The organism is Phenylobacterium sp. (genome assembly GCF_030651185.1).
Classification (GTDB): Bacteria; Pseudomonadota; Alphaproteobacteria; order Caulobacterales; family Caulobacteraceae; genus Phenylobacterium.
Map to the genome: position 1 here is coordinate 173,233 of NZ_JAUSCJ010000022.1, position 14,554 is coordinate 187,786.

Genomic DNA, 14,554 nt, shown 5'->3' on the forward strand with positions numbered 1-14,554 from the left:
TTCGCGATGCGCCTTTCAGCCCAATTGGCCTGGCTGGCCGCCGCCGCCCTCCTGATCCTAGGCTCGCCCGCCGCCGCCGCCGCCGCCGCCTTCGGCGAATACCACCCGGCGCCCCGCTACGACGAGGAGGTGGTCACCTCCCTCTACCTGCCCATGCGCGACGGCACGCGCATCGCGGTCTCCCTGCACCGTCCGTCCAAGGACGGCAGGCCGGTGGAAGCCCGCCTGCCGGTGATCTGGCACAATACGCTGGCCATCGACGCCGCCCGGACCGGCCCCCCGCCGCCTGGCCTCGCGAGCCTGACCCGCCAGGGTTATGTGGTCGCCGTGGTGGCGCGGCGCGGCAACGGCGCCTCCTTCGGGACCCGCCGGGGCTATGAGGACTTCACCGAAGGCTTCGACGCCTATGAGGTCACCGAGTGGCTGGCGGCCCAGCCCTGGTCGGACGGCAAGGTGGGGATGTTCGGCTGCTCCAACACCGGCGAGGCGGTGATGCACGCCATCGCGGCCCGGCCGCCGAGCCTGGCCGCCGCCTGGGCCGGCTGCTTCGCCTGGGACCGCTTCGACGGCCACACCCGCGGCGGGATCATCGCCCAGTTCGGCGCCGGCCCCAGCCGCACGGTGGAGCAGGACCTGCAGACCAATCCGGTCCAGGGCGACGAGAGCAAGACCCTGCTGCGCCAGGCCGCCGAGGAGCATCTCGCCTCCACCAACCTGCTGGAGCTGATGAAGGGCATGCCCTATCGCGACAGCTACTCCACCCTGGTGATGAGCCGCTTCTGGTACGAGGTCAGCCTGGGCGCCGTGGCCGACCAGGTGAAGCGGGCCAAGGTGCCGCTCTATGTCCAGGGCGGCTGGCTGGACGACTTCCGCACCCAGGGCCTGGTGACCATGGCCAACCTGCCGGGGACCCGGGTGGTGATCGGCCCCTGGCGGCACTGCCGCAACGAGGGGTTCGACCTGCAGTCCGAGCAGCTGCGGTTCTTCGACCATCACCTGAAGGGCATCGACACCGGCATCGCCACCGATGCGCCGATCCACTACTTCACCATGCACGGCGCCAAGGACGGCGCCTGGAAGTCGACGGTGACCTGGCCGCTGCCAGCCGCCCGGGCGACCCAGGTGTTCCTCGACGGCGGCAAGCTGACCGACCGGGCGGGCAGGAAGGCCACCACCTTCACGGTCACCTACGACGCCCCGTGCCCCGCCGAGCCGGTGGGCGCCTTCTCCGTCTCCTGCCATCCGGTGGGCGGGGTGAGCTTCACCAAAGGGCCTCTGAAGGCCGACACGGAAGTCACCGGCCACCCGATCGCCGACCTCTGGATCACCTCCAGCGCGCCGGACGCCAACCTCTTCGTGTTCGTGGAGGACGTGGCCCCGGACGGGACCATCACGGTGGTCACCGACGGCCGCCAGAAGGCCTCCCTGCGCAAGCTCAACCCCGCGCCGTGGCCGCTGCTGGGTCTGCCCTGGCATCGCAGCTGGAAGGAGGACGCCGCCGACCTGACGCCCGGCGAACCGGCCCAGATCACCTTCGACCTCCTGGCGGCCTCCTACGTCTTCAAGGCCGGCCACCGCATCCAGATCACCGTGGCCGGCGCCGACTACCGCGAACGCGCCCAGCCACGATTCACGCCCGCGCCCACCCTGACAGTGCTGGCCAAGTCGTCAGTGAGTTTGCCGGTTGTGAGGTGAAGGCGGCTTGACCCTCCCGTCGTGTCCGTAAATAGTATGTGGAACATACAAACGAACTTTTCGACCTATCTGGGAGCCGCGCCATGTTCATCCGCAATCGCTGGTACGTGGCGGCCTGGGACAAGGAGGTCAGCGCCAAGCCGCTGGCCCGCACGATCTGCGGCGAGAAGGTGGTGCTGTTCCGGCGCAGCGACGGGTCGGTCGCGGCCCTGGCCGACTTCTGTCCCCACCGCCTGGCGCCCCTGTCCCTGGGCGTGGTCGAGGGCGATGCGATCCGCTGCGGCTATCACGGCCTGCTGGTGGACGGGGCCGGCGCCTGCGTGGAGATGCCGGGCCAGGAGGATGCGCCCAGGCGGCTGTCGGTGACCCCCTATCCGCTGGTGGAACGCTACCGGTTCGTCTGGGTCTGGATCGGAGAGGCCGGCCAGGCCGATCCGGCCCTGATCCCCGACTTCTGGTTCTGCGAGGACGCCGGCTGGGCCTTCGACGGCGACGTCTATCCGGTGGCCTGCGACTACCGCCTGCTGGTGGACAACCTGATGGACCTCAGCCACGAGACCTATGTCCACCCGTCCTCCATCGGCCAGAAGGAGATCGTCGACAGCCCCATCGACACGCGGCTTGAGGGCGAGGCGGTGGTGGTGGAGCGTTGGATGCGCGGCATCGAGCCCCCGCCGTTCTGGCGCACATTCCTGGGCAAGGAGGGGCGCGTCGACCGCTGGCAGATCTGCCACTTCGCCCTGCCGTCGGCGGTGACCATCGAGGTCGGCGTGGCGCCCGTCGGGACCGGGGCGCCGGAGGGCGACCGCTCCCAGGGCGTGGAGGGCGTGGTGGTCAACTTCATGACGCCCGAGAGCGAGACCACCTGCCGCTACTACTGGGGCATGGCGCGGTCCTTCGGGGTTGGTGACGCGGGTCTGACCGAACGCATGCGCCAGAGCCAGGCCGGGGTCTTCGACGAGGACGTCGTCGTGCTGGAGGCCCAGCAGCGCAATATCGTCCTGCGCCCCGACCTGAAGCTGGTGACGTTGGCCATCGACGCCGGCGGGGCCCACGCGCGCCGGCTGATGGAGCGGGCGGCCCTGGAGTCCGCCAAGGCCCCGGCCTAGGCTCGCCGCATGACCCTGAGTCTGATGCTGGTGGGCGACCTCGTCCTTGACGAGCCCGAGGGCGATGTCTTCTTCGATCCGTCCCGCGCGGTGCTGGCCCAGGCCGACATCCTGGTGGGTCACGTCGAGGTGCCGCACACCGACCGCGGGACCGAGTCGGTCGGCGACATCCCGGCGCCCGGCGCGCCGCCGGAGAACCTGGCCGCCATCGGCCGGGCGGGGTTCAACATCGCCACCCTGGCCGGCAACCACATCCACGACCGGGGCGGCGAGGGCATCGCCGACACCATCGATGGCCTGGTGGCGGCCGGGATCGCCACCACCGGAGCCGGAGCTAATCTCGCCGCGGCGCGGGTCCCCGCCATCGTCGAGCGGGCGGGGCTCAAGGTGGGGGCGCTGTCCTACAACTGCGTCGGCCCCCGCGAGGGCTGGGCGAGCGAGCGCCGGGCCGGCTGCGCCTATCTCAAGATCATCAGCCACTACGAGCTGGAGGGCGCCAACCCCGGCGGCCCGGCCAAGGCCTATACCTTCGCCGACCCCGACACGGTCGAGGCCATGGAGGCCGACATCGCCGCCCTGCGGCCACAGGTCGACGTCCTGGTGGTGGCCTTCCACAAGGGGGTGGTCCATACGCCGTCGCACCTGGCCATGTACGAGCGCGCCGTGGCGCGGGCGGCCATTGAGGCGGGCGCCGACATCGTCACCGGCTCCCACGGCCACGTCATCCAGGGGGTGGAGACCTACAGGGGCAAGCCGATCTTCCACGGCCTGGGCAACTTCGTGGTGGTGACCAAGGCCCTGTCGGTGGAGGGCAATGACAGCCCCGAACGCAAGGCCTGGGCCATCCGGCGCAAGGCCCTGTTCGGCTTTGAACCGGACCCGGACTATCCGCTCTATCCCTTCCACCCCGAGGCCAAGAACCTGATCCTGGCCGACTGCCGGATCGGCGCGGATGGATCGGTCAGCGCCGGCTTCCGGCCGGGCTGGATGGCCCCCACCGGCCAGCCCGAGGTGCTGGGGAACGACGCGCGCGGCCAGGCGGTGGCCGACTATGTGGCGAAGATCAGCGCGGCGGTGGGATTGAAGACCAGCTTCGCCTGGGACGGCGACCGGGTGACCTTTTCCTGAGCGTTGACACGGCTCTCCGAAAACCGTTTACTCAACAAACGATATAATAGACAAACGAATTGGGAGGGCGTGGTGGAGAGTAGCGACAGGCTCGGTCGTCCGGCGGCTGTCTGCTTCGCCATTGGCGGCGTCGGCCTTTTCACCGCCCTGGCCGTCGACTTCCTCAGCGTCGTCGGCCGCCATTCCGGCCTGCCCTTCGCGGGCTCGATCGAGATCGTCCAGGTCTGCGTGGTGATCGCCACCTCAGCGGCCCTGGTGGGCGCCACCCTGGCCGGGACCCACGCCGCCGTCCACGTGATCACCGAACGCCTGGCGCCGGGGCCGCGCCTGATCCTGGCGCGGTTCGCGGCCCTGCTGTCGACCCTGTTCTTCGCCGCCCTGGCCATCGGGGGCTTCTGGCTGCTCGCCGACACCCTGCCGGGCGATGAGCGCACCGATCTGCTGCACCTGCCGCTGGCGCCGCTGCGGGTGCTCTGGTGCTCCGCCTGCGCCGTCGCCGCCCTGCTGTTCCTGGTTCAGGTGTTCCGGCCCAAGCTTCCGGAGAGCCACCTTTGAGCCCTGACATGATCGGCCTCGCGGGCGTCGCCGCCCTGCTGGTGCTGCTGGCCCTGGGCGCGCCGATCGCGGTGTCCCTGGGCATCGTGGGTCTCGCCGGCCTCGCCGTGGTGATCTCGCCGGAGGCGGCGCTGATCAAGGCCGGGGTCGTGGCCTTCGACATGGTCTCCAAGTACGAGCTGGGCGTCCTGCCGCTGTTCCTGCTGATGGCCCACCTGTGCTTCGCCGCCGGGGCCAGCCAGAACTTCTACGACTCGGCGGCCAAGTTCATCGGCCACAAGCCGGGGGGCCTGGCGCTCGCCTCCATCGTCGGCTGCGCGGGCTTCGGCGCGATCTCGGGCTCCAGCCTCGCCACTGTCGCCACCATGGGGCTCGTCGCCCTGCCGGAGATGCGCAAGCGGAACTACTCGCCGGCGCTGGCCACCGGCGCCCTGGCGGCGGGCGGCACCATCGGCTCGCTCACCCCGCCCAGCGCGGCCCTGATCGTCTATGGCATCCTCGCCGAGCAATCGATCGGCAAGCTGTTCACCGCCGCCATCATCCCGGCCGCCACCCAGGCCCTGTTCTACATGGCCGTCATCTGGATGCTCTGCAAATGGCGGCCGTCCCTGGGCCCCCCTAGCGAGCGCGTGCCATGGGGCGAGCGTATCGCCTCACTCAAGGGCCTGATCGATGTCGGCCTGCTGGTGGTGCTGGTGATCGGCGGTATCGCGGCGGGCTGGTTCTCGCCCACCGAGGCGGCCAGCATCGGGGCGGTGGGCGCGCTGGCCATCTGCGCCTGGCGGCGTCGTCTGTCGGTTCCGGCCCTGGCCAAGGCCGTCGGCGACACCCTGCGCACCACCGGCATGATCTACGCCATCATCATCGCGGCGATCATCTTCTCCACCTTCATCAGCGCCACCGGCTTTGGCGAGCTGATCAGCGGGGCCATCGCCGACGCCGGGCTCTCGAAGCTGGGGGTGATCATCGCCTTCGTCATCCTGCTGCTGGCGCTCGGCATGTTCCTCGACGGCCTGGCGATGATGACCCTGGTCATTCCGATCTTCCTGCCCATCACCCAGGAAATGGGTATCGACCCCATCTGGTTCGGCATCCTGATGGTGCGGACCATGGAGATCGGCTTCGTCCATCCGCCGGTGGGGATGAACGTCTATGTGATCCACAACCTGGCCCGCGACATCCCGCTGATGACCATCTTCAAGGGCATCGTGCCGTTCCTGATCTCCGACCTGGCCCATGTCGCCCTGATCGTCGCGGTCCCGGGCATGGCGCTGTTCCTGCCCAAGCTGCTCGGAGCCTGACGATGGCTGATGTCTTTGCGCCCTTCGTCGCGGCCCTCGAAGACCGCGAGGCCGCCGCCCGCGCCCACAAGGCCCAGGGCGGCAAGGTGGTGGGTTACCTCACCAACACCAGCCCCACCGAACTGATCGCTGCGGCCGGCGCCTTCCCCCTGCAGCTGGCGGCGGGCGCGGAGGCGACCCCGCTCGGCGACCGCTACATGGAGGATCTGTTCGACCCCATCGTGCGGGCCGTGTTCGAGGGCCTGCTGGCGGGCCGCTACGATTTCGTCGACGCCGTGGTCCTGCCGCGCACCTCGGACTCGGTGCAGCGTCTCTACTACTATCTCTGCGAGATCCGGCGGATGGGGGAGGCCAGCGTCCCCGAGCCGCTGCTCTTCGACCTGCTGCACACCCCCTGGTACTCCAGCGCCGAGTACAGTTTCAGTCGCATCACTGAGCTCAAGGCGGCCCTGGAACGAGCGACCGGGACCGCCGTCACAGACGCCGCCCTGACGACCGAGATCATCGCGGCCAACACCCGCCGGGCCGCGATGCGCGGGCTCGTCGCCCTGCGCCGCGCGGGCCGGGTGAGCGGGGTGCAAGCCAATCAGGTCTTCGCCGCCAAGGGCGCGATGGCCGGGGCCGACTTCGACGCGGCGCTGGCCGCTGTCCTGGCCGCGCCCGGGCCTGTGTCGGAGGCGCCCCGCCTGGTGATCGCCGGCAGCCCGCTGGACACGCCGGCCCTGCACGCCCTTGTTGAGGCCGCCGCCGGCCGGGTGGTGGGCGACTTCCATGAGTTCGGCGAGCCGATGATCGGACCCGACGTCGAGGCGGCCCCCGACCCCCTGCGCGCCCTGCTGGCCCACTATCATCGCGACGTGGCCTCCAGCCGCACCTTCCCCCAGTCGCCAAGGTCCCTGGTCGATTTCGCCCGCGCCTGCGGGGCGGCCGGCGTGATCTTCAACTTCTACGCCGAGGAGGAGGCGCTGACCTGGGAGTACCCGGCCCAGCGCCGCGCCCTGGAGGCCGAAGGGATCGCCACCCTCTGCTTTGAAGGCCAGCCGCACCGGGCCGACGGCGCCGCGCTCGCCGCGCCCCTCGCCGATTTCATCGGTAAGCTGATGGCCAAGGTCGCGGCGTGAGCGGCCTGCTCGCCGGCTACCGCGTCCTTGACCTGAGCGGCGCTCTGGGGGCTGCGTGTGGGCGGTTCCTTGCGACCCTCGGCGCCGACGTGGTCAAGGTCGAGCCCCCCGAAGGGGATCCCTCGCGAACCGACGCCCACGGCCGCCCCGATCCCGCCTGGATCGCCCGCAACCTCGGCAAGCGGTCTGTGGTGCTGGACCTCGACAGCCCCGACCTCAAGGCGCTCGCCGCCAAGGCCGACATCCTCATCGACGCCCTGCCGGCCTCCCGACGCGCGGCGCTGGGCCTGGACCACGCAAGCCTCAGCCAGGCCAATCCCGGCCTGATCGCCGTCTCCATCACCCCCTTCGGCTCCACCGGTCCCTATGCCGACTGGGCGGGTGGCGAGCTGGTCTGCTCGGCCCTGGGCGGCGCGCTCGCCGTGACCGGCTATCCCGACCGCGCACCGGTGAAGGAGGCCGCCGACGCCTGCGTCTTCCATGCCAACGGTTCGGCTGCCGCCGGCGCCCTGTTCGCGCTGGTTGAGCGGGCGACCTCGGGGCTTGGCCAGCACGTCGATGTCTCGGTCCAGGAGGTGGCGGCCAGTCGCAACACCAATGGCGTCCTGGCCTGGCAGTTCGACCGCAAGCTGCTGCCGCGAACCGGCGTTCAGATCGCCTATGGAATGGCCAAGATCCGCTGCATCTGGCAGCTGGCCGACGGCTACGCCTTCCACTCCCTGGCCTCTGGCCGCGCCGGCGCCGCGCCCAATGCGACCCTGTGCGCCTGGATGGTCGAGGCCGGGTTCGACTGCCCGATGGCCGGCGTCGACTGGCCCACCTACAACCGCTCCACCATCGCCCCTGAGACCCGCGCGCAGTGGGAAGCGGCGATGGACACCTTCTTCAGGACCCGCACGAAGGCCCAGGTCGCGGCCCGCCGCGAGATCAACGCCACCGTCGCCAACGAGCCCGGCGACGTCCTGGCCGACCCCCACCTGCTGGCCCGCGAGCTGTTCGCCAAGGCCGGCGACATCGTGGCGCCCAAGGCCTTTATCCGGGCCGGAGACCTCGCGGTCGGACCCGCGCCGGAGGTCGGCGAGCACACCGCCGCCGTGCTGGCGGACTGGCTCGCCGCCCCGACCGCTCCCCCCGTCGCCAGGCCCAGTTCCGAGCCCCCCCTGAAGGGCCTCAAGGTCCTCGACTTCTCCTGGGCCCTGGTGGGGTCGGTCACCACCAAGAACCTCGCCGACCATGGCGCCACGGTGATCAAGGTGGAGAGTTCGACCCGCCCCTGCCTGTCGCGCATCGATGTCCAGGTGGCGGCCTCCAAGCCTGGCCAGTTCGACGACAAGCCCTGGTTCATCCACATGAACACTTCCAAGCAGGGCCTGCGGATCAATATGAAGCACCCCCGCTGGCGAGAGGTGATCGACCCGCTGATCGCCTGGGCCGACGTGGTGGTGGAGAACTTCTCGCCCGGCACCATGGCCTCGCTGGGCATGGACTACGAGACCCTCAAGGCCCGCCGCCCCGACCTGATCATGCTGTCGGGCTCCATCTACGGCCAGACCGGGCCGCTGGCACGCACGCCGGGCGTGGACGGCACCGGGGCGGCGCTCTCGGGGCGCCTCTACATGACCGGCTGGCCCGACCGCCCGCCCGTCACCCCCAGCGCCGTACCCTATGGCGACCTGCTGCTGCCGCCCTACATGGCCGCCGCCGTGGCCGCGGCGATCGACCACCGCCGCCGCACCGGCGAAGGCTGCCACATCGATGCGTCGATGTACGAGGTCTGCGTGCAGCAGATGGCCGGCGCCATGCTGGAGGCCCAGATCGACGGCCCGCCCCAGCGCACCGGCAACGCCGACCGCACAGTCCTGTTGCAGGGTGTCTATCCCACCGCAGGCGACGACCGCTGGATCGCCATCTCGGCGGAGGATGAGGCGGCTGTCGCGCGACTCGCCGCCGTGATCGGCGCCGCGCCCACTGACGAAACCCTCGCCGCCTGGACGGCGTCCCAGGACGGTTACCTCCTGATGGCCCGCCTGCAGGCGGGCGGGATCGCCGCCGGCGTCGTCCAGACCTGCGCCGACCTGGTGGACCGCGACCCACAGCTCCGGGCCCGCGACTTCCTCACCTGCCTCGACAATCCGGTCCTGGGCGCCTTCGAGCACCAGAGCCTGCCCTACAAGCTTTCCCGCACGCCCGCTGTCATGACCACGGCGCCGGGCCTGGGCCAGCACAACCAAACCATCTGCCGCGACCTCATCGGTCTCTCGCCTGAGACCTATGCCGAGCTCGCCGCCGCCCAGCTCTTCGAGTAGCCGCCATGACCGACGCTTCCGACATCACCCGCCAGACCGGGGAACGCTCCTCCAAACGGCTGAACGCCACCGCGCTGGCCACCCGTTTCCAGCGCGAATTCGTCAAGGAGCTGCAGGAGCGGGTCGTCGAGAAGGGCGAACCCTTCGCCATCGTCCAGGCCGACACCCCGCATGAGATCTTCCACGTGATGGACATCCCCATGGTGACCAACCAGTGGTGGGCGGCCTACATCTCGGCCAAGCAGCTCTCGCCCTACTATTTCGAGGTGATGGAGCGGGAGGGCTTCCCGGCCTCGTCCTGCCGCTACTGCTCGCTGGGCCTGGCCTGCACCCTCGACAATGATCCGGAAAAGGCGCCCTGGGGCGGCCTGCCGCGCCCGACCGTGCTGGTGGCGCGGCTGACCTGCGACTGCATCCAGCGGGTCTTCTCGCTGTGGGCCGACGCCCTCGGCTCACGCTTCTATCCGCTGGAGGCGCCGGGCTGGGAGCACAAGGACGGCCAGTGGTTCACCAAGGGCAAGCTGGAGTGGGACGAGGTCTACACCGCCCAGCGCATCGACCTGCTGGTGGAGGAGATGAAGGGCCTGATCCGCTTTCTGGAGGCCGAGACCGGGCGGACCTTCGACAACGGCAAGCTGCTGGCCCTGATGCACAGGATCAACGAGCAGGAGGAGCTGATGGAGGAGGCCGCCCAGCTGGCCACCCGCACCCGCCCCTGTCCCGTCGGCATCGCCGAGCAGATGCCCAACGCCATGATCCCCCAGTGGCACCGCGGCGCCGACTGGGCCGTCGAGCACGCCCGCCTGTTCCGGGACGAGGTGAAGGCCCGGGTCGAGGCCGGCGCCTCGGTGGCCAAGAATGAGAAAATCCGGCTGATGTGGATCGGCGCCGGCCTCTGGCACGATCCCGGCTTCTATGACGCCCTGGAGGAGCGGTTGGGCGCCGTCTTCGTCTGGTCGATGTACCTGCCGTTCACCGGCGCCAAGTACATCCGCTACAATCTCGACGATCCGCTGCGCGCGCTCGCCAGCCGCATCTGCGGCATGAACGAGGTGCTGCACCTGCCGCCGTGGATGAACGACTGGATGGTCTCGGAGGCCAAGGCGTGTTCCATCGACGCTGCGGTGATCCTGCAGCCCACCACCAACCGGCTGTCGGTCTCGGGGACCAAGTTCACCAAGCTGGCTTTGGAAAAGGCCGGTATCCCGGTCTACGAAATGCCCGCCGACATGGTGGACGCGACGGAATGGAGCCACGAGAGAATGGTTGACGATGTCGCCCAATTCCTCAAGGAACGGACCGTCGCGCGGGAATAGCGCTGAAAGAAAACAACGCCATGCCGCCAGTTTCCCGTAAGGCCGACCCGATCATCGAAGCCCCGGCCGACGTCGATCTGGGCGTGCTGAAGGACGTCATCGGCTTCCGCATCCGGCGCATCCAGAACCACCTGTCGCGGGCCTTCATCGACCGGATCAACCGCAAGGAAATCCGGCCAGGCGTGTTCAGCGCGCTCGCCCTGATCGCCGCCAATCCGGGGCTGTCCCAGACGACGCTGGCCCGCGAGATCGGCTTCGACAAGGCCACCGTCGTGGCCCTGCTGGACAGCCTGGAGCGCCTGGGCTGGGCCGAGCGCAAACGCTCCACGGAGGACCGCCGCCGCCACTCGCTCTATGTGACGCCGCTCGGCGAAACCTCCCTGGAGGAGCTGCGCGAGGTGGCCGTGGTCAACGAGGCCAAGATCCACGTCGCCCTCGACAAGGACGAACGCGCCCAGCTGTTTGGCCTGCTGGACAAGCTCTACGTCGCCTGCTTCGCGGATGAAGAGATTTAGCAACCACACGTCATCCCGGTCGCAGCGTAGCGGAGAGCCGGGACCCAGGGGCGGTGCGCTGGGCCCCTGGGTCCCGGATCGGCCTGTCGGCCGTCCGGGATGACGAAATGGGTTACGCCTTGCCCACCAGCTTGGTCACTTCCGTCACCTGTTCGGGCGTCAGCTTCCAGTCGCCGGCCTTGGCGTTGGCGACGATCTGGTCGACCTTGGTGGCGCCGGCGATCACTGAGCTGACCACCGGATGACCCAGGATCCAGGCGAAGGCCAGCTCCAGCAGGGTGTGGCCATTGTCCCGCGCCCAGGCGTCGAGCTTCTCGATCTGGTCGAAGTTCTTGTCGTTCAGCGCCGCGGCGCCGCGCGGCCCCCAGGCGGCCAGGCGTGTGCCCTCGGGCGGGGCCTCGCCACGGCTGTACTTGCCGCTCAGCAGGCCCGATGCCAGGGGGAAGAAGGGCAGGAAGCCCAGGCCGAACTGCTCGCAGGCCGGCAGCACCTCGCGCTCCACATTGCGCTCCAGCAGGCTGTAGTTGTTCTGGGCCGAGACGAAGCGTTCCAGGCCTTGGGTCTTGGAGGTCCAATCGGCGTCGGCGATCTGCCAGCCGGAGAAGTTGGAATTGCCCAGGTACAGAACCTTGCCGTCGCGGACCAGGTCGTCCAGCGCCCGCAGGGTCTCGTCGATCGGGGTCTCCGGATCGGGGCGGTGCATCTGATAGAGGTCGATGCGGTCGGTGCCCAGGCGCTTGAGGCTGGCCTCCACGGCGCTCACCACATAGCGGCGCGAGCCGCCGGCGTTCTCGCCCATGGCGAACTTGGTGGCCAGCACGGCCTTGTCGCGCTTGCCCTTCAGGGCCGCGCCGAGGAATTCCTCGGACTTCGTGCCGCCATAGACGTCGGCGGTGTCGAAGAAGGTGATGCCATTATCGAGGGCGGCGTCGACGACCGTCTGGGTTTCCTCGATGCTGATCCGCATCCCGAAATTGTTGCAGCCCAGGCCGATGGCGCTGACCTTCAGGCCGCTGGTCCCCAATCGCCGCTGTTCCATGTCGCCGCTCCCAATGCATTTTGTTTGAATGCGGGGACCATAGGACGCGAAGGCGCGGCCGCGCTAGCTCAGGCGCAGCTGACGATGTCGAGTTGATCGGCGTCGGCCTCGTCCAGCACGGTCTGGATGGCGATCAGCAGGCGTTCTAGCTCGAGGGGCTTTGGCACCAGGACATCCATGCCGGCGGCGGTGTACTCGGCCGCGTGGTGGGCCATGGCGTTGGCGGTCAGGGCGATGATCGGCGTGCGGCGGCGGTTGTCGGCCTGTTCCCACGCGCGAATCAGGCGGGTGGCGGTGGGGCCGTCCATAACCGGCATCTGCACGTCCATCAGGATGGCGTCCCAATCGCCGCTGGCCGCGGCGGCGACCGCTAGCTCCCCGTTGTCGACGCAGGTGACCTCTATGCCGACCTGAGCCAGCAGGGTGCGCAGCACCAGCTGGTTCATGGGGTTGTCCTCCGCCGCCAGGATCCGAAGGGCCGAGCCGTCCCGCAGGGGCGGGGCCTCGAAGCTGTCGTCGCGCACGGCCTGGCCGTGGGCGTCGCCGATGCGGGTCAGCGGCAGGCGCACGGTGAAGACTGAACCGCGGCCCGGCACACTGGCGGCCTCGATGTCACCGCCCATCAGGGTGGCCAGTTCGCGGCAGATGGCCAGGCCCAGGCCGGACCCGCCAAACCGCCGGGTGGTGGAGGCGTCGGCCTGGACGAACTTCTGGAACAGGGCGCCCAGCCGGTCGGCGGCGATCCCGGGGCCGGTGTCGGAGACCTTGAACACCAGGTGCGGCTCGGCGACCGAAACCTCCACGCTGACCTCGCCCCGGTCGGTGAACTTCACGGCGTTAGAGACCAGGTTGTAGACGATCTGGCGCACCCGGGTGGGGTCGCCGGCCCACACCCCGTGGGCCTCCGGGGCCACGGCGACGGCGAAGCTGACGTCCTTCTCGGTGGCCAGGGTGGTGAAGGTGGCGTGCGCGCCCTGGACCAGCTTTTCGATGTCGATGGTCGAGTCTTCCAGCTCCAGCCGGCCGGCCTCGATTCGCGACAGGTCCAGCAGGTCGTTCAGCAGGGCTAGCAGGGTCTCGCCGGCCTGGCGGATCACCGTCAGCCGCTCACGCTGAATATCCGGCAGCTCGTCTCGGGCCATGGCCTGGGCCATCCCCAGCACCCCGTTCAGCGGGGTGCGGATCTCGTGGCTCATGGTGGCCAGGAAGGCCGACTTGGCGTCGTTGGCGGCATTGGCCTCGTCGCGGGCCCGCTCCAGGGTCACATTCAGTTCGCGTAGCCGCTCCTCGGACTCCTTCAGGTCCTGGATGGACTGGGTGATCACCACGCAGCGCACCGGCCCCTCGCCGGCGAAGCGCGCGGCGGTCATCCGGAACCACTCGCCGTTGACGGCCTGGTAGGCGCGGATGAAGGACTTGGCCTTGCCGGACAGGATGCCGCGCAGGCCCCTGTCCAGGGCCTTGCCATGATTGCCAGGCAGGTTGGCCAGCACGTCGAACAGGTTGCGGCCCAGCGGATAGACGATGGTCTCGGTCAGTTCCGCGCCGCGGGCCCGGAAGGCCTGGTTGGCCGCGAGGATGGCGCCGGTCTCGTCGATGACGGTGAGCATCGCCGCCACCCCGTCGATCACGCCCCGGCTGAAACGCTCGGACTCCAGCAGTTCGGCATGGGCCTGCCGCTGGGCGGTGATGTCCTGCATGGCGCCGTGGATGGCCACGCACTTGCCGTCCACCATCTCCGGCTCACCGACGGTGCGGAACCAGAGGTCCTCGCCGCCGGGGGTGATCATGGGGCTTTCGAACTCGATCCGCTCGCCGGTCTGCATGGCCTGGCGGATATAGGTCCGAACCCGGTCGCGCTCCGTCTCCGGGTAGATCTCCAGGGTGCTGCCGGAGCTCTCGACCCGCTCTGAGCGGCCCAGCATGTCCTGGACCTCGCGGCTCCAGCGCACCACGCCGTTGCGCAGGTCCACCTCCCAGCCGCCCAGGCGGGCCAGATGTCCGGCCGACCGCAGGGAGGTAGAGGTGGCCTTCAGCCGGGTCTCGAGTTGCTTGGCCGAAGTGACCTCGGTCTGGACCGAGACAAAGCCGTCATGGGCGCCGGCGGCGTCGTAGGTGGGCCGGACATCCAGGTCGATCCAGAACTGGCGCTGGCGCCTGTCCTGCAACTGGATCTCGGCCCGGTACCCCTCGCCCGCGGCGATGTGGGCGCGCATCGCCGCGATGGTCTCGGGATCGGTGTGGGGGGATTCCAGCAGGGCGCAGGGGGTCAGGCCGCGGCAGTCGTTCAGGGCATAGCCGGTGATGGCGGTGAAGCCCTCATTGACCCAGTCGATGCGGCCGGCGGCGTCTAGCAGGATCGTGCCGTTGGAGGTCGCCCGGGCGATTTGCGCCAGGCGGCGATCGAGGTCAGCCGCGGCCTGCGGCGGCCATCCCTCAGCCCTCACCCTGTTGATCTTGCCCATGCTT

11 protein-coding genes are annotated in these 14,554 nt (G+C 69.5%); 9 read left to right on the forward strand and 2 right to left on the reverse strand.

Annotation, left to right across the window (positions count from 1 at the left end):
- The first annotated feature begins 6 nt into the window (after positions 1-6).
- The 9 genes from Q7J39_RS09830 to Q7J39_RS09870 all read left to right on the forward strand — a co-directional run bounded on the left by Q7J39_RS09830 (position 7) and on the right by Q7J39_RS09870 (position 11,046).
- Positions 7-1,695: a CocE/NonD family hydrolase gene (locus Q7J39_RS09830; protein WP_304823624.1), complete on the forward strand. Its 1,689-nt coding sequence runs from the start codon at positions 7-9 to the stop codon at positions 1,693-1,695.
- Between the two features lie 83 nt (positions 1,696-1,778).
- Complete coding sequence (locus Q7J39_RS09835; protein ID WP_304823627.1) at positions 1,779-2,804, forward strand: aromatic ring-hydroxylating dioxygenase subunit alpha; 1,026 nt, start codon at positions 1,779-1,781, stop codon at positions 2,802-2,804.
- A 9-nt stretch (positions 2,805-2,813) separates the two neighbouring features.
- Entirely contained in the window at positions 2,814-3,932 is a 1,119-nt protein-coding gene (locus Q7J39_RS09840) for a CapA family protein (RefSeq protein WP_304823629.1), read from the forward strand.
- A 72-nt stretch (positions 3,933-4,004) separates the two neighbouring features.
- The gene (locus tag Q7J39_RS09845; RefSeq protein ID WP_304823632.1) at positions 4,005-4,487 is read left to right on the forward strand and encodes a TRAP transporter small permease; all 483 of its coding nucleotides are present in this window, start codon (positions 4,005-4,007) and stop codon (positions 4,485-4,487) included.
- 8 nt (positions 4,488-4,495) lie between these two features.
- Positions 4,496-5,788: a TRAP transporter large permease gene (locus tag Q7J39_RS09850; RefSeq protein ID WP_304823635.1), complete on the forward strand. Its 1,293-nt coding sequence runs from the start codon at positions 4,496-4,498 to the stop codon at positions 5,786-5,788.
- Positions 5,789-5,790: 2 nt separating this feature from the next.
- On the forward strand, positions 5,791-6,909 hold the full coding sequence (locus Q7J39_RS09855; RefSeq protein ID WP_304823638.1) for a 2-hydroxyacyl-CoA dehydratase family protein: 1,119 nt from the start codon (positions 5,791-5,793) through the stop codon (positions 6,907-6,909).
- Positions 6,906-9,215: a CaiB/BaiF CoA-transferase family protein gene (locus Q7J39_RS09860; protein WP_304823640.1), complete on the forward strand. Its 2,310-nt coding sequence runs from the start codon at positions 6,906-6,908 to the stop codon at positions 9,213-9,215. The genes Q7J39_RS09855 and Q7J39_RS09860 overlap by 4 nt, the downstream gene beginning before the upstream one ends.
- A gap of 5 nt (positions 9,216-9,220) precedes the next feature.
- Positions 9,221-10,531, forward strand: a complete 1,311-nt coding sequence (locus Q7J39_RS09865; RefSeq protein WP_304823643.1) for a 2-hydroxyacyl-CoA dehydratase subunit D — start codon at positions 9,221-9,223, stop codon at positions 10,529-10,531.
- 20 nt (positions 10,532-10,551) lie between these two features.
- Complete coding sequence (locus tag Q7J39_RS09870) at positions 10,552-11,046, forward strand: MarR family winged helix-turn-helix transcriptional regulator (protein ID WP_304823646.1); 495 nt, start codon at positions 10,552-10,554, stop codon at positions 11,044-11,046.
- 112 nt (positions 11,047-11,158) lie between these two features.
- Here the strand turns inward: Q7J39_RS09870 and Q7J39_RS09875 are convergent, their stop codons facing one another.
- Both Q7J39_RS09875 and Q7J39_RS09880 read right to left on the reverse strand, forming a co-directional pair.
- Positions 11,159-12,085 (reverse strand): aldo/keto reductase, encoded by a 927-nt coding sequence (locus tag Q7J39_RS09875; RefSeq protein WP_304823649.1) that lies wholly within the window; start codon positions 12,083-12,085, stop codon positions 11,159-11,161.
- Positions 12,086-12,153: 68 nt separating this feature from the next.
- Positions 12,154-14,550 (reverse strand): PAS domain-containing hybrid sensor histidine kinase/response regulator, encoded by a 2,397-nt coding sequence (locus Q7J39_RS09880; RefSeq protein WP_304823652.1) that lies wholly within the window; start codon positions 14,548-14,550, stop codon positions 12,154-12,156.
- Positions 14,551-14,554 lie beyond the last annotated feature (4 nt).